The sequence below is a fragment of the Thermoactinomyces mirandus genome (assembly GCF_013868055.1).
Lineage (GTDB): Bacteria > Bacillota > Bacilli > Thermoactinomycetales > Thermoactinomycetaceae > Thermoactinomyces > Thermoactinomyces mirandus.
Window position 1 is genome coordinate 142,735 of sequence record NZ_JACEOL010000002.1, and the last position, 17,855, is coordinate 160,589.

Here is a 17,855-nt window from a genome sequence, read left to right on the forward strand (position 1 = left end):
ATGGATCTTCCGTTTTCGGTGAGATCCATCTTTTATATATATACCGATAGATTAGTTAACTAAATACGAAAATAATCATATTCTTTTCAAAAAAATTTATATAATTTATAATTATAAATGTATTTGGTTGGTTTCACAAAGGGGGAAACGATTTGAAAAAAATCAAGAGGACGATGGCCATTCTTTTGGCGTTGCTGTTGATCGGCTTAATGGCGATTGCTCCGTTTACCGGTGAAAAGGCTAAGGCCGAAGCAAAAACGTTAACCGGGGAAGTACATGTGGATTTGGCCCTGGTGAATGAAACGGCCTTGATTGATGCGTTGAAGAAACGGGGAGTTCTCGCCGAGGATGCCACACCTGAGGAAACCCGTCAGGCGGTGAAAAAGTATGTGTCAGACGGAAGAATTCCCAACAGCAAAACGGAAGGAATCGATACATCCTCGAAATTCGGAAAACGTGCCTATAAAGGGAAAAAAGCTGTACAGAAACGGGCTGCTGACAGGATCTCCCGTTATCGTGAAGGATCTGTTGCCCAGGAAAAGCTGGGGAAACAACAGTTTACGGATCATGCTGTTGTTGCATTGATAGAATTTCCTGATTTTGCCCATAATTCCATTAAAAAGAAAAAGAATCAATTTTGGGTGGAAGATTTTAATCAGGAACATTACCAGGAACTTTTGTTCAACAAAAATGGTTTCACGATGGATGATGGAACGCGTCTGCCTTCTTTTCGCCAGTTCTATCTGGAACAGTCGGCGGGTTATTGGAATGTTGTCGGGAAAGTGACGCCCTGGATTCCGGCAAAGAATGAAGCAAAATACTATGGGCAGCATGTGGATTACGGCGATTATGAATTGAAAGATGCACGCCCGCAGGAACTGGTCAGGGAAACGCTGGCAGCGGTGGGAAAACAGATTGCCGGTGAGGAAAAGAATTATGACAAGCGCGACCCCTATGATCATGATGGCGATGGCGATGTGATGGAACCTGACGGTTTATTGGACAATCTGTTCGTCGTACATTCAGGCGAAGGAGAAGAAGCGGGAGGCGGTGATCTGGCCGAAGATGCAATCTGGTCCCACCGGTCGGTGGTAGGTCCTGAACCAGTGCCGATTCCGGGAACCAGTTTGAAAGCATTTGATTATATCATTCAGCCTGAAGATGGAGCAGCAGGTGTATTTACACATGAATACGGACACAACCTCGGATTGCCGGACGAATATGATACGGGATATACGGGAACAGGCTCTCCGGTTGAAGCCTGGTCATTAATGTCTTACGGCAGCTGGACCGGAAACATTCCCGGTACGGAACCGTCCGGATTCAGCCCTTGGGCCAAGTTATTCTTCCAGGAAACTTACGGCGGTTCCTGGCCGACAGCCACCGCCATTGATTTTGATAAATTGAAAGGAAAACGGGTTGTTCCGTTAATGGAAGCCGTGGCACAGACGAAAAAAGGAAAAATGATCAAAGTGAATCTTCCCAACCGTCTTGTTGATCCACCCACCCAGCCGCGGGGGAAAAAAGCCTACTTCTCCACTAAAGGAAACATGCTGGATACAAAGCTGACTTCGCCGGAAATTGATCTGACAGGAGTGACCGGTGCAGAACTCCGTTTTGACTCATGGCGCCAGATTGAAGCAGGTTATGATTTCCTGTACGTCAATGTCTATGCGGATGGCATAAAGAAAATGATCAAAAAATATGATGATGACACCAAGGGAGACTGGGTGCAGGATCAACTGGATCTTACCCCTTATGCCGGCAAAAAAATCAGAATTGAATTTAACTATGTGACAGATATCGGACTTTCGCCGGAAGGTTTTTATGTAGATAACATTCTTGTCATGGCTGACGGGAAAACGGTTTTTTCCGATGATGTTGAAGGAGAACCGAAATTTGCCATGGACGGGTTCAAGATATTTGACGGAGCCAAAATTCCGTTTGAACATTATTATCTGATTGAGTGGCGGACACATCACGGCATGGACCGGGCCCTTGCTCATTTGCGCCGCGATGATACGATGATGAAATACGACCCCGGAATGGTGATCTGGTACTACGATGCCCGCTGGGGAGAAGACAATATGACAGGGCTTCATCCGGGTGAAGGATTCCTTGGTGTGGTCGATGCCCATCAACGCGGACATTTCTGGCATGATGGAACGGTTGCCTCAACCCGGTATCAGGTGAATGATGCCGCGTTCGGTTTCAAGTCGACTTCACCGATTGATATTCAATACCTCGGCTATTCTATGAAATATCATCCGCTGCCAGGAGTCCCGTTGTTTCATGATAAAAAGGATTACTCCAGCCCATTTAACCCGGATGGTGGAAAAATCCTGCCGCAATACGGAATTCAAATCAGATTGAAAAAGGAAATCGGAAATAGAGCCGTGTTGGTAGAAATATCCAGGACCCAATGATAAATTCACTTCAAGGTGGTTCGGAGTGATGTGGGGCAAAAACAGTTGCAAAGAGAGAGGAAACATTCCATTTTCCAAAAGACGTTTCTGGCAGATGTCAGAAACGTCTTTCTCCTTTTTTGGCATAATTTCCCGGATGCTTGTTCAAACTATGGGTACTGCTACATAGGAGGGAAGTTGGGATGCTGAAAAAGTTCAGCTTTGCAATCATTGCGCTGTGCATGCTGGTCAACCCATTGCTTTTGCCCAGCAAGGTTCAGGCGAAGGAAGCCGAAACTGATCTGGCGCCGGAAGCGGTGTCAGCGGTCCTGCTTGATGCAGGCACAGGAAAAATCCTGTTTGAAAAAAACAGCCATCAGGCTTTGCCTCCGGCAAGCATAACCAAAGTGATGACCATGCTGTTGGTGATGGAGGCAATTGATCGGGGAAAAATTTCCTGGTCCGACCCGGTCACTATCAGTGAACATGCCGCTTCCATGGGAGGAAGCCAGATTTTCCTGGAACAGGGAGAACGAATGACCGTACATGATTTGTTCAAGGCCATGGCTGTTTCCTCTGCCAATGATGCTGCGGTTGCGCTGGCGGAGTATCTGGGAGGTACCGAACAGAATTTTGTTCGAATGATGAATGACAAAGCCAGGGAATTGGGCTTGAAAAATACACATTTCCAAAATGCCAACGGGCTTCCGGCACCTGACCACTATACATCTGCCTATGATATTGCGGTCATGTCAAGAGAATTGCTCTCTTATCCCAAAGTTACCAACTATACAGGCCTGTATGAGGATTATTTGCGAAAGAACACGAAAAAACCGTTCTGGCTTGTCAATACCAATAAACTGATCCGTTTTTATCCGGGAATGGACGGATTAAAGACCGGTTATACATCGGAAGCGAAATATTGTCTTGCGGCAACGGCTAAACGGGGAAATCTCCGTTTGATCGCTGTTGTAATGGGAGAGCCTGATATCAAGAAGCGCAATCAGGAAGTTGTCTCCATGCTTGATTATGCATTCAATCACTATACCAGCAAACGCATTTTTAACAAAGGGGACATTTTGGCGGAAATACGGATTGACAAAGGTAATCCCGACAAGATTCGGATTCAGGCCAACCAGCCTTTGGACATGCTGATCAAAAAAGGAATTGAGCATAAAGGCTATGAAAAAAGATGGATTTGGAATGAATTAAAAGCCCCCATTCACAAAGGCGACCGCCTTGGAAAACTTCAGATCGTGCAAGACGGGAACATTGTTGCCGAATGGAACCTGGTCAGTTCGATGGAGATTGAACAGGCAAATTTGTGGACTTCGCTGAAACGAACTTTGCAAGACATATTCTTTTTACCAAATAATGTAAATTCACAGATGTAGAAAAAAAGCGGATTCTTGGCAATCGTGTCGGGAATCCGTTTTTTATGGATTATTTTCGCAAGTGGAAGGAAAGTTTCGGAAATTGATAGAAGTTATGGGTCAAAAGAGAAAGGAGCGGAGAAACATGGGTCTGTCCCTGCGAATGAAGCGAAATCAAAATGTTCTGGTTGTCCGTCTTGCCGGAGAGCTGGATCATCATACCGCAGAAAAAGTACGCACATCCATCGAGGCAGAGCTGGATAAAGGAGTGAGCACACATCTGGTATTAAACCTGGCGGATCTGGAATTTATGGACAGTTCCGGACTTGGCGTTATTTTGGGACGGTATAAGAAGGTGTCGCAATTGGGGGGAAAAATGATACTCTGTTCGATCAAGCCATCAGTGTACCGCTTGATGGAAATGTCAGGATTGTTTAAAATCTTGCCTACATACGATGATGAAGAACGTGCGATTATTGCTTGCGGGGTGGCGTCATGACCGAATCAACGAAAAATTTTATGGAACTCAGGTTTGCCAGTCGTTCGGAAAATGAATCATTTGCCAGAGTCGCGGTTGCTTCGTTTATATCTCAACTGGACCCGACCGTGGAAGAACTGACAGATATCAAAACGGTTGTGTCTGAAGCTGTGACCAATGCCGTGATTCATGGTTACGAAGAAAAAACAGATGGTGTTATTCATGTTCGCACTGAAATTGATGGTGCACGGGTAAGCATTACCATTTCCGATCAAGGGATAGGAATTCCTGATGTGAATGAAGCAAGACAGCCGTTATATACGTCAAAACCGGAATTGGAACGGTCGGGAATGGGATTTACCATTATGGAAAATTTCATGGATGAGGTAATGATTCATTCCAAACCGGGGAAAGGGACCACTGTCCATATGGTTAAATATCTGAAAAGCCGTCAGCAGACGATGGCTTATTGAGGGATGTCTATGGAACCGGATGTACATAACAACAGGCACGGCCATCTGTCGGATGAAAAAGTGAAGGAATTGATCAAAGCCAGTCAGCAAGGGGACATGGAGTCCCGAAACAAGCTGATTAGTCACAATATTCGGTTAGTTTGGTCGGTTGTGCAGCGATTTCTCAACCGGGGTTATGAAGCGGAAGACTTGTTCCAGATTGGTTGTATCGGGCTCTTGAAAGCGGTGGACAAATTTGATTTGAACTATGATGTCAAATTTTCCACCTATGCCGTTCCGATGATCATCGGCGAAATCCAACGCTTCCTGCGTGATGATGGGATGGTCAAGGTGAGCCGGTCATTGAAGGAAATGGCGAACCGGATCAGAAAAACCAAAGACGAGCTGTCAAAGAAATACAACCGTTTGCCCACCATTCAGGAAATTGCCGCTGAAATCGGGATTGATCCCGAGGAAATTGTTTTTGCACAGGAAGCCAACCGGGCCCCTACGTCCATTCATGAAACGGTTTATGAAAATGACGGAGACCCGATTACCCTGATGGATCAGATTGCCGATGAACAGTTTACAACATGGTTTGACAAATTGACATTGAAGGATGCGATTCACCGGTTGAGTGACCGCGAAAAGCTGATTGTTTATCTTCGTTATTACAGAGACCAGACCCAATCGGAAGTTGCTGACCGGTTAGGGATTTCACAGGTACAGGTTTCACGCCTGGAAAAGAAAATTATTGCCAAAATGCGGGAAGAACTGGATTTAAGTAAAGAAAACGGATGATTTTGAAGCTGGAAGCACCTTTGCGGGTGCTTTTTTTATATTTGAACTGTCCTGCACATACTAACAAGAGCCCAAACGTTTCATAAAGGAGTTGCCCGCATATGGAGAACATTGTCACAATCAGGCTGAAAAAGAAAGTAACGGCAAAACCTGGGCAACGCTTGTTTTTAAAAGATATTGCTGTTCTGGACATGCAAGGAGATGCGTCAGAAAATCTTCAGGAACTGTTGGTATGTAAACTTTCTCTGAGCAATGGAAATTTTGCCGTGATTGATGTTATTGATGTGATGAAACTGATTCGGAGACATTTTCCATCACTTGATATTCGTTATGCCGGTCCTCCGCAAACCCTGATCGAGATTCAGACAGGTTCAAAACGGCCTTCATTGATCGCGGTCATATTCGCCATGCTGGTTTTGTTTATCGGATCGGGGCTGACCATTATGAACTTCCATATGGATGTGAGCATGCCGCAGGTGCATGAGCGTATTTATTATCTAATCACAGGGGTGCATAAAAAATCGCCGTTGATTTTACAAATTCCTTATTCTTTAGGCATTGGCATAGGAATCTTTCTGTTTTTCAACCGATTGTTCAAAAAGCGTTTTAATGAAGAGCCAAGTCCATTGGAACTGGAAATGTATCTGTATCAGGAAAACATTGATCAATACATCATCAATGACGACAAACAGAAAGCGGATTGCAAGCATCATGAATCTGGTACATGACCTGTTGCTGGTGTTGATCGGCCTGGCTGGCGGGGTTGCGGTAGGTAGCGGTTTTGTCGCGTTTATAACGGTTCTTGATATTGTTCCCCGGCTGGCTCAGGTAACCTGTACCCAGTCCCGGGTGTATCTCTATGAATATGTCATTGGACTTGGTGTACTTTTTTTTACATGGATTGATTTTCGCACCCTGTTGCTTTCCCTGCCCCATGTTTTTACTGCGATTTTTGGTCTTAACATGGGAATCTATGTGGGAATGTTGGCAGCCGCGTTAACGGAAGTTGTCAATGTTATCCCGATCACAGCCAGACGGTTGAACATGCAAGAATACATGATTTATTTTCTGATCGCCATGGCATTGGGAAAAGTAACCGGATCATTGGTGGAGTGGTTTCTGTTTCAAAATTTTTAAGAGAGGAAGTGGTGAAAAATGGGGTCATTCTGGACCGCTTTTCTGGTAGGCGGAATCATTTGCGTAATCGGTCAGCTGCTGATCGACCTTACCAATCTGACACCAGCCCATGTGCTTAGCCTGCTGGTAGTCGCCGGCGCTGTACTGGACGGATTTGGCCTATATGATCCATTAATTCAATTTGCTGGAGCCGGTGCAACCGTTCCAATCACGAGTTTTGGCAACTCATTGGTGCATGGTGCGTTGTCTGAAGCCCACAAACATGGTTTTGTCGGGGTTTTGTCCGGGATTTTCGAGATTACCAGCGCCGGAATTTCTGCAGCCATTATTTTTGGCTTTTTGACTGCCGTCATTTTCAAACCTAAAGGTTAAGAATGAACAAACGAAAAATAATTATTGTGACTGACGGCGATCAAATTGCCAGGCAGGCGTTGGAAAAGGCTGCAGAACAGCTCGGTGTGCGCTGCATTTCTCTCTCAGTCGGCAATCCCAGCCCGTTTGGCGGACCTGAGCTGGTGGACCTTGTCAAACAGGCAGCATATGACCCTGTTATCGTCATGTTTGATGATTGTGGAGACGAAAAAGAGGGAATCGGTGAGCAATCCCTGAAATATGTTGCAACCCGTCCGGATATTGATGTAATCGGAGCGATTGCCGTTGCTTTCAACTGCAAGAAAAGCAAAGGCACCCCCGTTCATGTTGCTATCGACCGAAACGGTCAGATTATCTCATCTTCGGTGGACAAATCCGGTCAGATTGTTTATGACCAGCCACTGCGAATCCTCGGGGATACGTTAGAAGTATTGAATGAATTACCGATTCCGTTTGTGGTTGGAATCGGTGATTTGGGCAAAATGCAGCACCAGGATGAAGTCAAGATTGGGGCGCCGGTTACAACCAAGGCATTGCAGCTGATTTTGTGCAAATTTCAGCATGGCTGCCAGTGAATGAGTGGGGACACCAAGCATCCACTCATTTTCAAACGCAATCTGAATATTGATAATATTTTGTTGTTTTTGTTTATCGGCTATATTGGATCAGATAAATATGGTATTCTTAAAAATGAGTACTTGTCTGTTTTTCAGGAGGAGGGCAGTAACATGAAACATCTGCGTGCATTGCAAATTTTCGGGGTTATTACATCGATTGGGGCTTATTTCATGCTGCTCATGGGAGCGATTGTAAGCGCAACCGAATCAGGAAAAGGATGCGGCAATACCTGGCCGTTTTGCCACGGGCAACTGATTCCTTCTTCGCTACCCGTGGAAACCGTGATTGAATACGGTCATCGGATTGTTTCCGGCCTTGACGGTTTGCTGATACTTGTTTTGGCTGTCTGGTCCTGGATGACATTTAAAGACGATCGGCGGGTCAGGATTTTAGGTTTCCTGAGTTTGTTCTTTGTGGTATTTCAGGGGATATTGGGTGCATTAACCGTTGTTTTTGAAGGACCATTTTCCAAACAGTTTTCGTTGGCTCTTCACTTCGGATTTTCCCTGATCTCTTTTGCCAGCGTCATATTGCTGACCGTCTATCTGTTCCAAATTCCCGGGAACAAACTGGACAGGCCTGTACTTGGCCGCAGGCAAAAACGATTGGCAAAATGGATCTGGGGACTGGCTGCTTATACCTATGTTGTCGTTTATACAGGGGCCCTGGTTCGCCATGCGGAAGCAACGATGGGCTGCGGTTATTCTTTCCCGTTTTGCGGTTCGGTCTATTTGCCGGACTTGTCATCACTAGCGGGAATTCATTTATTACATCGCTACTTTGCATTTGTGCTTTTTTTCCTGGTCGTTGGCTTGTTCATTTTCATTTGGCGAAAATATCGTGACCGGAAGGATCTGGTTCAGGGTGGTCTGCTTGCGCTGATTCTGATTGGTTTGCAAGCAGCAAGCGGGGCCCTGGTTGTTTGGACAGGAGGAAAACTGATTCTGGAGTTGATACATACCACCATTATTTCCGGTTTCTTTGCGGTTCTCTCTTATATGTGCATGCAAATCGGTTTTCCATGGCGAAAAAAGACCCACTTTTCCAAACAGTCGCTAAAAATGGGTTATTCCAAATAATTGAGTGAAACAGGAAGTGATTTTGGCAGCAAACAAAATCACTTCCTTTTCTGTTTATCTGTATGCTCGAAAAATTGATACTTTAAGTAGATTTAGAGAGAACAAGAAGAAATCTCGACAATGAAATAAAAATAGGCTATAGTTATCTTGAAGTATGAAAAGGTAATAATTCATTTATTGCATCCTTCGGGGCAGGGTGAAATTCCCGACCGGCGGTGATGGCTGATCTATGGCCTCAGTCCGTGACCCGCGCAAGCGGTTGATTCGGTGAAACTCCGAAACCGACAGTATAGTCTGGATGGGAGAAGGATGAGCAGATGTGTACCTTTGCTTTGTGAACTTTTTTCACGATTGATAAAGGGCTTGTTTTTGTTGCCAAGCACTTTTTTATACACAACTGCTTTTTCTGTTTTTTTGCCCCGAATTTTGAATTCGGGGTTTTCTATTGATTTTCAGCAAAAGGATCAAGGAGTGAATTATGCTTACAATACATGAAACTTGGATGCGTTTGGCTTTGCAGCTGGCTGAGGCAACTCAGGGACAGACGTCTCCCAATCCGATGGTGGGAGCGGTTGCTGTTAAAAATGGACAGGTTATTGGTACCGGAGCCCATTTAAAATCAGGTACGCCACATGCTGAAATCCATGCCCTGAACATGGCCGGAGAGAATGCCAGGGGCTGTACCCTTTATGTTACTTTGGAACCCTGCAACCATTTTGGCCGCACTCCTCCATGTACTCATCGTATTATAGAGGCTGGCGTAAAGCGGGTGGTGATTGGCAGTGCCGATCCGGATGAAAAGGTGTCCGGACAAGGAATCGAGCATTTGCGGCAAGCCGGAGTAGAAGTGATGACGGGGGTATTGAAAGAAGAATGTTTACGGCTCAATGAAGCATACTTTCATCACCGGAAAACCAAAAAGCCATTTGTCACCCTGAAAATGGCCATGACGTTAGACGGGATGATTGCCACTCACACTGGAGACAGCCGGTGGGTGACCGGGAAAGAATCACGCGCTCATGTTCATGAATTGCGAAAACGAAGTGATGCCATTCTTGTTGGAGTGGGCACTGTTCTCGCAGATGATCCGCAGTTGACAGCGCGTATAGAAGGAGAAATGCTTCGGCAGCCGGTACGGATTGTGTTGGACAGCAAGCTTCAAACTCCGCTTCATGCCCAAATTGTTCGTACTGATGTGGCTCCCACCTGGATTTTTACAACGCCGGCTTGCGATCGGAAGAAGAAAGAGCAGTTAACTGCCAAAGGGGTCCGCGTTATTATGACCCGCAGCCACAATCAGGTTGACCTGGACGAAATGCTTGCCTATTTGGGGAAACAGGGAATTTTATCCCTGATCGTTGAGGGCGGAACCAGGATTAATGCCTCATTTCTGCGAGGAAATCATGTACAGAAGGTGATGGCTTATATCGCCCCAAAATTACTAGGCGGCACCAACAGTAAAAACGTAATTGCAGGAGCGGGTCCGGATTATATGGCTCAGGCGATTCCGTTGTCCCGCACCCGACTGGAGCGCTTGGGAGATGATTATTTGATGATCGGATATATTGATCCAACAGGACCAGCAAAATTTTGAGAAAAGGGGTTGATATTCTTGTTTACGGGGATTGTGGAAGAGGTCGGCCGGGTAAAACAGCTGCGAAAAACTCCATTGACAATGGAATTAAAGATTGAATGCCGGCATGTTTTGGAAGGAACCCGCTCAGGAGACAGCATTGCGGTAAATGGCGTATGCCTGACGGTCACCGAAATGGGCAGTGATCATTTCACAGCCGATGCCATGCCTGAAACCATGAAACGGACGAATCTTGGAAAATTGAACATCTCGGATACCGTGAATTTGGAGCGGGCCGTTGCGGCCGGACAGCGAATGGGAGGGCATTTTGTTCAGGGGCATGTAGATGGAGTTGGTACCATCCTTTCTGTCACGCCTTATGAAAATGCCGTGCTGTTTCATATTAAAGCAGGCCGTAACCTGACCCGTTATATGATCGAAAAAGGTTCAATTGCAGTAAACGGAATCAGCTTGACCATTGTTGAAGTTGGAGCTACGGGGTTTAGCGTCTCATTGATCCCGCACACAATAAAAAACACGCAGCTTCGCGATGCAAAGCAGGGAGATCTCGTAAATATCGAAGTAGATATGATCGGAAAGTATCTGAACAAATGGCTTGAAGAAAAATCTGGTTCGACCGGAACGCTTACCTGGGATCATTTAAAGGAACATGGATTTATCAAATAAGGAGGGATTACACATGACATTTCATTCCATTGAAGAGGCGCTTACATCCTTGAAAAATGGGGAAATGATCATTGTTGTTGATGATGAAGACCGTGAGAATGAAGGGGATCTGTTGGCGCTTGCCGAAAAAGCGACACCGGAAGTGATAAATTTCATGATTACGCATGGGCGGGGACTTGTCTGTGTTCCGCTGACAGAAGAACGGGCCAAAGAACTGGATCTTCCGCAAATGGTGAATCGAAATACAGACCGGCATGGAACGGCGTTTACCGTTTCTGTCGATGCGATGTCCACTACCACCGGCATTTCCGCTTTTGAACGCTCCGATACGGTCATGCAATTGATTGATCAAACCAGGGGACCGGACGATTTCCGGCGGCCCGGACACATTTTTCCTCTGGTTGCCCGGCAAGGCGGAGTGTTGCGGCGTGCAGGACATACCGAAGCAGCTGTTGATCTGGCCCGGTTGAGCGGGGCATATCCGGCCGGTGTGATCTGTGAGGTGATCAAGGAAGATGGTACAATGGCACGTGTGCCTGACCTGAAAAAAATGAGCCAGAAATTTGGTCTGAAAATGATTACGATTCAGGATCTGATCCAATACCGTCGCTATAAGGAAACGCTGATTGAGCGGGTTGTTTCTGTCCATATGCCTACCGATTATGGTGACTTTAAGATGATTGCCTATACCAGTCAAATCGATGGAAAAGAGCATGTTGCACTGATCAAGGGAAAAATTGATCCGGAACAGCCCGTGTTGGTCCGTGTTCATTCCGAATGTTTGACAGGGGATATTTTTCATTCCCAACGCTGTGACTGCGGTCCGCAACTGGATGCGGCCCTTAGAAAAATCGAACAGGCCGGCCGGGGAGTTCTTCTGTACATGAGGCAGGAAGGGCGCGGAATTGGACTCATCAATAAATTGAAAGCTTATAAATTGCAGGAAGAAGGATTGGACACAGTAGAAGCCAATCTGCGCCTGGGATTCCGTGAAGACTTGCGCGAATACGGGATCGGTGCACAAATCCTGCGCGACCTGGGAGTTGGCAAAATCCGGCTCATGACCAATAACCCGCGCAAAATTGCCGGCTTGAAAGGTTATGGACTGGAAGTAACAGAAGTTGTACCTCTTGAACTTCCGCCAAATAAAAATAACCGGCGATATATGGAAACAAAAAAGGAAAAACTGGGGCATTTGTTGCACTTGTAAACGAGGAGGAAAAATCATGCAAAATGTATACGAGGGAAGTCTTGTTGGCAAGGGGTTGCGGTTTGCGATTGTCGTAGCCCGGTTTAACGAATTTATTACAAGCAAACTGTTGGATGGAGCACTGGATGCATTCAAGCGTCATGGAGTGGAAGAAAATGAAATAGAAATTGTTTGGGTACCCGGTGCATTTGAAATCCCGCTTGTTGCCGATCAATTGGCGGCCACCGGAAAGTATGATGCGATTGTAACCCTGGGATGTGTGATTCGCGGTGCCACCACCCACTATGACTACGTTTGCAATGAAGTTTCCAAAGGGGTTGCGGCAGCGAGTGTCCGTCATCATCTCCCAGTCATTTTTGGGATTGTGACCACGGAAAATATTGAGCAGGCCGTTGAACGGGCTGGAACCAAAGCGGGCAACAAAGGATGGGACAGTGCTGTTGGGGCCATTGAAATGGCAAACCTGATGAAACAATTGAATCGTTAATGGGAGAACGGGGGATAAAAACATGGAAATAAAAATCAAATTGGATATGTTTGAAGGCCCCCTGGATTTATTGCTTCATCTGATTGAAACGGCCGAAGTGGATATCTATCAGGTTTCCATCGCCAAAATTACGGATCAGTATATGCAGGTTTTGAATGAAGCCGAACAAATGGAGTTGGAAGTGGCCAGTGAGTTTCTGGTGATGGCGGCAACCCTGCTGGCGATTAAAAGCAAAATGCTGTTGCCCAGGCATGAATTGCTGGAAGAGGACTTGACGACAGAACACGAGGGGTGGTTTGAAGATCCGCGGGCGGAACTGGTGGAGCGCCTGTTGGAATATAAGAAATACAAGCGTCTGGGAGAAGTCCTGCGCATGCGGGAGGAAGAAAGAAGCAAGGTTTATTCCCGTCCGGCCATGGATTTGACTCCCTATACCCCCGAGGAAAATCCGGTCGAGGGTCTTTCACCTGACGATTTGTTGCAGGTATTTGTGGAAACGTTGAAAAACCGGGCGCCACAAGAACAGGTGACCCGGCTGGTTCGGGAGGAAATCTCTGTCAGTGACCGGATGGAAGAAATATATTCCCTGTTGACCAGAAAGGGACAGTTGTTTTTCAGCAGGCTGATCGACTGGAATACCGTGACCAGGGAATGGATCATCACCACCTTTCTGGCGCTCCTGGAATTAATGAAACTGAAAAAGATTGTTTGTTATCAGGAAGGGCTGTTTGGAGAAATTCGGGTGGAGGTGCTGCCTGGGTGAGTCAGGAAATGAAAGCAGTAATCGAAGGACTGTTGTTTGCAGCCGGTGAAGAGGGTTTAAGTCTTAAGGAAATGGCTGACGTCACCGGGCTGACCAAAGTTGAACTGGAACAACTCCTGTTCGATTTGCGGATCGAATACAAAGAACAGCAGAGAGGCATGCAAATAGTAAAAGTGGCCCAGGTGTACCAAATGACAACATTGCCGGAGCATGCACCTTATTTTGAAAAGCTGGCTCAGGCGCCTGCCCGGTCACGCCTTTCCCGGGCAGCACTGGAAACGCTGGCCATTATTGCCTACCGCCAACCTGTCACCCGTATGGAAATTGAGGAAATCCGGGGAGTGAAAAGTGACCGCATCCTGCATGTTCTTTCCCGGAAAGGACTGATTCGGGAAACCGGGAGGGCTGAAGGGGCCGGCCGACCGATATTGTATGGGACAAGCAAGGAATTCCTTGAGTATTTTGGGCTGAATCATATTGAGGAACTGCCACCGCCGGAGTCCATTTTCGATTGGCGGGAATGGGAGCAGGAAAGACAGGATCTGTTTAAGCGGTTAGGTGTCGATTCTGAAGCAGAGGCAAATTCACAGAAAAACGGGTTGAAAACAAGCCTGGCAAAATGAAAATAGCATGGACATTTACCTGAATGGAGGCATGGTTGCCTCCATTCAGGCGTTGGAAGAACATATAAGGGGCAGGACTTTTTCGTCTTCATTTTGCTCCGATTTGTGATTTTTCCCAACCGTGTGCAGAACAAAAAAAGCGGAAAGGCTTGATATCATTGAAGCAGGAGTGTAAAACAGGCCGATTTTTTCGGAGCATCGGAGAGGTTGGAGAAAATTTGGCAAAAGCCTTGGCAAAAGCTTTGCTGTTTCAGCCATTTTGGCTTGATCTGAAAGACAGGAAGCTTGATTTAACTGGGGTTGAACCGGAACATAGGATGTATTTAAATACTCGTAATAATACAATGATTGCGCGTTATTCATAAGTTGAACCTTAACATAGGATTGATGTAAGCGTTGGAAGATGGGGTTATTTTCTGCTTACCTATAAAAAAAGATTGAGGATACTACTTCCTCAATCTGATCAAACTTAATGGATTCACATTCTTCTTTTAATTCAATATCAAAGCCAGAACCAGCAACAGCAGAATAAAAATGACAGGAACGAGAATAATCGAGACAAAGCCTTTCCATGAACCAATTTTGTTAATTTCTCCGATGATTTTCGAGTAGGCCACAAAGTAATAGATGCTCATGATCAGACTGATCGTCAAAGCAATAAAAAACAACAGTAATAAGAAGAATGAGGAGTCAATATCCGGTGTTTCTGTTGTAAAGTTTTCTTCTCTAAAAATCAGGAGCATGGGGATGAACAAAGCTAACTTTGTCGTATACGGAATCGTTGCCCAGGCAGTTGCTTTATATGTTTCTTTGAAGGTGGCTGTCCCTTTAAATAAACGAGTGGTTCCGTAAGTACAAAGGCTGCTTAAGAACCAAGAAATGGCGCCAATGATTGGACCAATAATGATGAATAGGATCAGGATGGTCAAGACAGACATGGAATCTCCTGTATCCTGATTCATTGCTTGTTCCAAAAACAGGGTTATTCCAAATAATGCAATCAAAACAAAGAGTATGCTGCCTGAGGTCTTGTCGATTGCAAGACGAATCGCAGACTTGGGTTGCTTGATCAGTGGAACCCAATATTCTTTTAATATCAAACATGAACCTCACCTTTCTATTGCACAACAACTCCAATGATGTTGTCTTTTTTTATAGCTCCATAATATCGGCTATCCTGGCTAATTGAGCGGACATCGCCAAGGACAAAATATTGGCCGGCTGGTACATCCACTGGTTTCAGATTATCACTTTTGTTCTTGTTTAAGAGGTAAGTTTCTTCGTATTTTTCTCCGTCTATATAGAGCTGGCCTTCCCTGATTTCAACGGTTTCGTTCCCAAAGGCAACAACTCGTTTTGTATGTATCTGATTCAGGCTGGGAACTTTGAAAACGATAATATCTCCTCTTCGGATGTAGTCAGGGTTCTTTTTAACGAGATACACTTCTCCTTCGATTAAGGCAGGCTCCATACTCTTGCCTACCCCTTGATAAAAACCGTAAAAAAATTCCATATGATAAAAATTATAAGAAGAAGTCCGGCGAGGCTTCCTATGAACCCTTTACGGGTCTTCAACCAAGCCACATAATTCCTCCTTTCCTGTCTGTGGTTTACTCGATTCAATTTTAAATTTGTCATATTTCGATTATAACGAAATGTTTGCTGTCTATCTATAGACAATAGGAGTTTTAAAACATAAGAAAAAAGACCAGTGTTTCACTCAGTGTTTCACTGGCCTTTATTGTAATCTTTTATTACCAATTTATGTCTGTTGGAACATACAAAGCATTAATAAACTCTGTAAAGGAAGAACCAAAAACCTGAACCCGATCGTTTAACTCGTTTCCATCAAAGATCATCTCAAGTGCGTCATTTTTATCCTTCCAAATAATTATTGGATTTTGTTTGTTCGGACCGTAGAAAAAACAATAAAAGAAAAGGGGCTTCTCGTTCCCTTCGCTTTTGATTGAATCACAATTGGTATGGGTAAACTATTTCATCGCTTTCTCATTGTCTTTCTCATTATAGGAATTGTAACCTTAAACACAAATGTAGTTCATGCTGAAGGCAGCTTTCATGTTCCTGAAGTACAAGATGATTTCAAACAGTTTGAACAAGATACACTTCCAAAACAGGAACAACCTGTTGACTCCCCACCCGTCAATGAAGAAAAAGGAGTCTTGGATTCCTTAACACAACCGTTTGTCGATGCATGGAATGGGGCAAATGAGGAAATTTCCGATATTTGGGAATCAACCAAAGAGTCATTTTCGGATTTTTTGAATTGGTTAGATGGTGTCTTGTCAAAAATCAGCAATGTTGCCGTGGATCCCCACTCTGCCAGGGATTGGTTAAGCAAACAAGCAGATCTTATTAAAAACAACTGGCAGCACTTCATCAATGAACCGGGCAACTACTTATATGAAGCCTTAGCGATTGAAGATTATAAAGCAGCATGGGATAAATTAACCTCTGATCCATTAGGATATTTCAAAGATGCATGAAGTAACTTCAAGACAAGTATTAACGAAATAAAAGAGGATCCCGTTTCAGCAATTTTTGATTATGAAATGTTTACGGAAGCACTGGCTGGGATGGATAAAAACGGCAAACCGATTCTTCTTCCAAATCGTGTATGGAACATGGTCGAAAGCCTCCCGACACCTGCCAGGCTTATCAAATTACTTCGGATTGGAAAGGATGCACTTGTACCAGATAGCTGCCACTGCGGCTGGAAAAATCCTGCGAATAAAAACGAGTTTCCAACGGATCATCCAAGAAAGCCAGCTAGCTTAAAGAGTGGAGATCCTAATTTCAAATATGAAGTCATCGAAAAAGATGGAAAACATTACATTCGAACCAGTGATGGACGCGAAATACCTAACAAGTATTTTTACACAGGGGAAGTGACGAAAACCACCAAACAAGGCAATACGTACACGGTAACCTATGATAAAAACGGGTTCCCAGATTTTGAACCCCATGCGAAAAAAGATAAAGATGGCAATCCAATCATCATTTATTTGCCAGAGGATGCAATTGTTGGAGCATCCGCAGCTCAAACTCAATTCGCAACGAAATTGTTGAAAGAAAGATATGTGAAAAAATATGGTGAAACCAAATGGAAAGATCAAATGAAATCAGAAGGATTTACAGATGCTCAAATTGAATCTATTGATAAAGGAAAAGGTTCAATCGGCCGTAAGGAGGAAGGCTATGCCAATAGACTGACATGGCATCATGATGTAGAAACCGGCAAAATGGTTTTAGTTCCATTTGATTTAAATAATACCTTCAAGCATACCGGGGGCACAAGATCTGGGGAAAACAAAAAGTTAAATAACATCCTTTATTCTTAATGAAAGGGGATTTGTAATATTGATTACATGGGTAAGGCGAAATAAGAAAATTCCAGATGAGCAATTTGCTGAAATTGAGAAACACATAGGTGTGAAACTTCCCAAAGACTATATCCATTGGACTCAACAATACTTCGAACCAGAAGATGAAGCGTATTATCAGTTTGATTCGCTATATGATCCAGACATGATTATTGATGAATTTGAGGCCCTCTATTTTAAAGAAGAAACGGAAAACAACTGTTTAGCGATTCTACCTTCTTAAAAGCAAATGCCAGCAAAAGCAAGTTCAAGAAACAAAAGGTTACTGTCACTCCCAAGGACTATATGGTTGAATTGGAAAAAGCCATCGACGAAGACCGGATTCAGCATGGAAAACATCCGTTAAAAAAAACAAGTAAAATTGGAGAAAAAGGAAATCCGGATCAGTACAACCGA

22 protein-coding genes and 1 riboswitch are annotated in these 17,855 nt (G+C 44.6%); of the genes, 20 read left to right on the forward strand and 2 right to left on the reverse strand.

What is annotated here, in order from left to right; translation table 11 throughout:
* Window positions 1-152: 152 nt before the first annotated feature.
* The 17 genes from H2C83_RS01170 (at window position 153) to H2C83_RS01250 (ending at window position 14,423) form a co-directional block, all read left to right on the forward strand.
* Entirely contained in the window at window positions 153-2,426 is a 2,274-nt protein-coding gene (locus H2C83_RS01170; protein WP_181736929.1) for an immune inhibitor A domain-containing protein, read from the forward strand.
* Window positions 2,427-2,611: 185 nt separating this feature from the next.
* Window positions 2,612-3,799 (forward strand): D-alanyl-D-alanine carboxypeptidase family protein, encoded by a 1,188-nt coding sequence (locus H2C83_RS01175; protein WP_376766322.1) that lies wholly within the window; start codon window positions 2,612-2,614, stop codon window positions 3,797-3,799.
* Between the two features lie 124 nt (window positions 3,800-3,923).
* On the forward strand, window positions 3,924-4,277 hold the full coding sequence (gene spoIIAA, locus H2C83_RS01180) for an anti-sigma F factor antagonist (protein WP_181736934.1): 354 nt from the start codon (window positions 3,924-3,926) through the stop codon (window positions 4,275-4,277).
* Entirely contained in the window at window positions 4,274-4,729 is a 456-nt protein-coding gene (gene spoIIAB / locus H2C83_RS01185) for an anti-sigma F factor (RefSeq protein WP_181736935.1), read from the forward strand. The genes spoIIAA and spoIIAB overlap by 4 nt, the downstream gene beginning before the upstream one ends.
* 9 nt (window positions 4,730-4,738) lie before the next feature.
* A complete protein-coding gene (sigF, locus tag H2C83_RS01190; RefSeq protein ID WP_181736938.1) occupies window positions 4,739-5,509 on the forward strand; it encodes an RNA polymerase sporulation sigma factor SigF in 771 nt (256 codons plus the stop codon).
* A gap of 101 nt (window positions 5,510-5,610) precedes the next feature.
* Complete coding sequence (locus H2C83_RS01195) at window positions 5,611-6,237, forward strand: stage V sporulation protein AA (RefSeq protein ID WP_181736939.1); 627 nt, start codon at window positions 5,611-5,613, stop codon at window positions 6,235-6,237.
* Window positions 6,221-6,646 carry a stage V sporulation protein AB gene (locus H2C83_RS01200; RefSeq protein ID WP_181736941.1) on the forward strand — a complete coding sequence of 142 codons (426 nt, stop codon included), beginning with the start codon at window positions 6,221-6,223 and terminating at the stop codon, window positions 6,644-6,646. Before H2C83_RS01195 ends, H2C83_RS01200 begins: the two co-directional genes overlap by 17 nt.
* 18 nt (window positions 6,647-6,664) lie before the next feature.
* Entirely contained in the window at window positions 6,665-7,018 is a 354-nt protein-coding gene (spoVAE, locus tag H2C83_RS01205) for a stage V sporulation protein AE (RefSeq protein ID WP_181736943.1), read from the forward strand.
* 2 nt (window positions 7,019-7,020) lie between these two features.
* Window positions 7,021-7,593: a stage V sporulation protein SpoVABEA gene (spoVAEA, locus tag H2C83_RS01210; RefSeq protein ID WP_181736945.1), complete on the forward strand. Its 573-nt coding sequence runs from the start codon at window positions 7,021-7,023 to the stop codon at window positions 7,591-7,593.
* A gap of 153 nt (window positions 7,594-7,746) precedes the next feature.
* Window positions 7,747-8,715 carry a COX15/CtaA family protein gene (locus tag H2C83_RS01215; protein ID WP_181736947.1) on the forward strand — a complete coding sequence of 323 codons (969 nt, stop codon included), beginning with the start codon at window positions 7,747-7,749 and terminating at the stop codon, window positions 8,713-8,715.
* A 178-nt stretch (window positions 8,716-8,893) separates the two neighbouring features.
* Window positions 8,894-9,029, forward strand: a riboswitch (FMN riboswitch).
* Between the two features lie 164 nt (window positions 9,030-9,193).
* Window positions 9,194-10,309: a bifunctional diaminohydroxyphosphoribosylaminopyrimidine deaminase/5-amino-6-(5-phosphoribosylamino)uracil reductase RibD gene (ribD, locus tag H2C83_RS01220; protein ID WP_181736949.1), complete on the forward strand. Its 1,116-nt coding sequence runs from the start codon at window positions 9,194-9,196 to the stop codon at window positions 10,307-10,309.
* Window positions 10,310-10,327: 18 nt separating this feature from the next.
* On the forward strand, window positions 10,328-10,975 hold the full coding sequence (gene ribE, locus H2C83_RS01225; RefSeq protein WP_181736951.1) for a riboflavin synthase: 648 nt from the start codon (window positions 10,328-10,330) through the stop codon (window positions 10,973-10,975).
* A gap of 13 nt (window positions 10,976-10,988) precedes the next feature.
* A complete protein-coding gene (locus H2C83_RS01230; RefSeq protein ID WP_246333670.1) occupies window positions 10,989-12,185 on the forward strand; it encodes a bifunctional 3,4-dihydroxy-2-butanone-4-phosphate synthase/GTP cyclohydrolase II in 1,197 nt (398 codons plus the stop codon).
* A 16-nt stretch (window positions 12,186-12,201) separates the two neighbouring features.
* Window positions 12,202-12,672, forward strand: coding sequence for a 6,7-dimethyl-8-ribityllumazine synthase (ribH, locus tag H2C83_RS01235; protein ID WP_181736955.1), 471 nt, complete (start codon window positions 12,202-12,204; stop codon window positions 12,670-12,672).
* Window positions 12,673-12,694: 22 nt separating this feature from the next.
* Complete coding sequence (locus tag H2C83_RS01240; protein ID WP_181736957.1) at window positions 12,695-13,435, forward strand: segregation and condensation protein A; 741 nt, start codon at window positions 12,695-12,697, stop codon at window positions 13,433-13,435.
* Between the two features lie 8 nt (window positions 13,436-13,443).
* Complete coding sequence (scpB, locus tag H2C83_RS01245; RefSeq protein WP_181736998.1) at window positions 13,444-14,058, forward strand: SMC-Scp complex subunit ScpB; 615 nt, start codon at window positions 13,444-13,446, stop codon at window positions 14,056-14,058.
* A 218-nt stretch (window positions 14,059-14,276) separates the two neighbouring features.
* Window positions 14,277-14,423: a hypothetical protein gene (locus H2C83_RS01250; protein WP_181736959.1), complete on the forward strand. Its 147-nt coding sequence runs from the start codon at window positions 14,277-14,279 to the stop codon at window positions 14,421-14,423.
* A gap of 126 nt (window positions 14,424-14,549) precedes the next feature.
* Here H2C83_RS01250 and H2C83_RS01255 read toward each other — a convergent pair whose 3' ends face one another.
* Entirely contained in the window at window positions 14,550-15,158 is a 609-nt protein-coding gene (locus H2C83_RS01255) for a YIP1 family protein (protein ID WP_181736962.1), read from the reverse strand.
* Between the two features lie 17 nt (window positions 15,159-15,175).
* Complete coding sequence (gene lepB, locus H2C83_RS01260) at window positions 15,176-15,571, reverse strand: signal peptidase I (protein ID WP_181736964.1); 396 nt, start codon at window positions 15,569-15,571, stop codon at window positions 15,176-15,178.
* 469 nt (window positions 15,572-16,040) lie between these two features.
* On the opposite strand from lepB, the gene H2C83_RS01265 reads away from it, so the two are divergent.
* From H2C83_RS01265 to H2C83_RS01275, 3 genes are all read left to right on the forward strand, one after another.
* Window positions 16,041-16,562 carry a hypothetical protein gene (locus H2C83_RS01265; protein ID WP_181736966.1) on the forward strand — a complete coding sequence of 174 codons (522 nt, stop codon included), beginning with the start codon at window positions 16,041-16,043 and terminating at the stop codon, window positions 16,560-16,562.
* Window positions 16,563-16,652: 90 nt separating this feature from the next.
* Window positions 16,653-17,417 carry an HNH endonuclease gene (locus H2C83_RS01270; RefSeq protein WP_181736968.1) on the forward strand — a complete coding sequence of 255 codons (765 nt, stop codon included), beginning with the start codon at window positions 16,653-16,655 and terminating at the stop codon, window positions 17,415-17,417.
* 19 nt (window positions 17,418-17,436) lie between these two features.
* Complete coding sequence (locus tag H2C83_RS01275; RefSeq protein ID WP_181736970.1) at window positions 17,437-17,682, forward strand: SMI1/KNR4 family protein; 246 nt, start codon at window positions 17,437-17,439, stop codon at window positions 17,680-17,682.
* Window positions 17,683-17,855 lie beyond the last annotated feature (173 nt).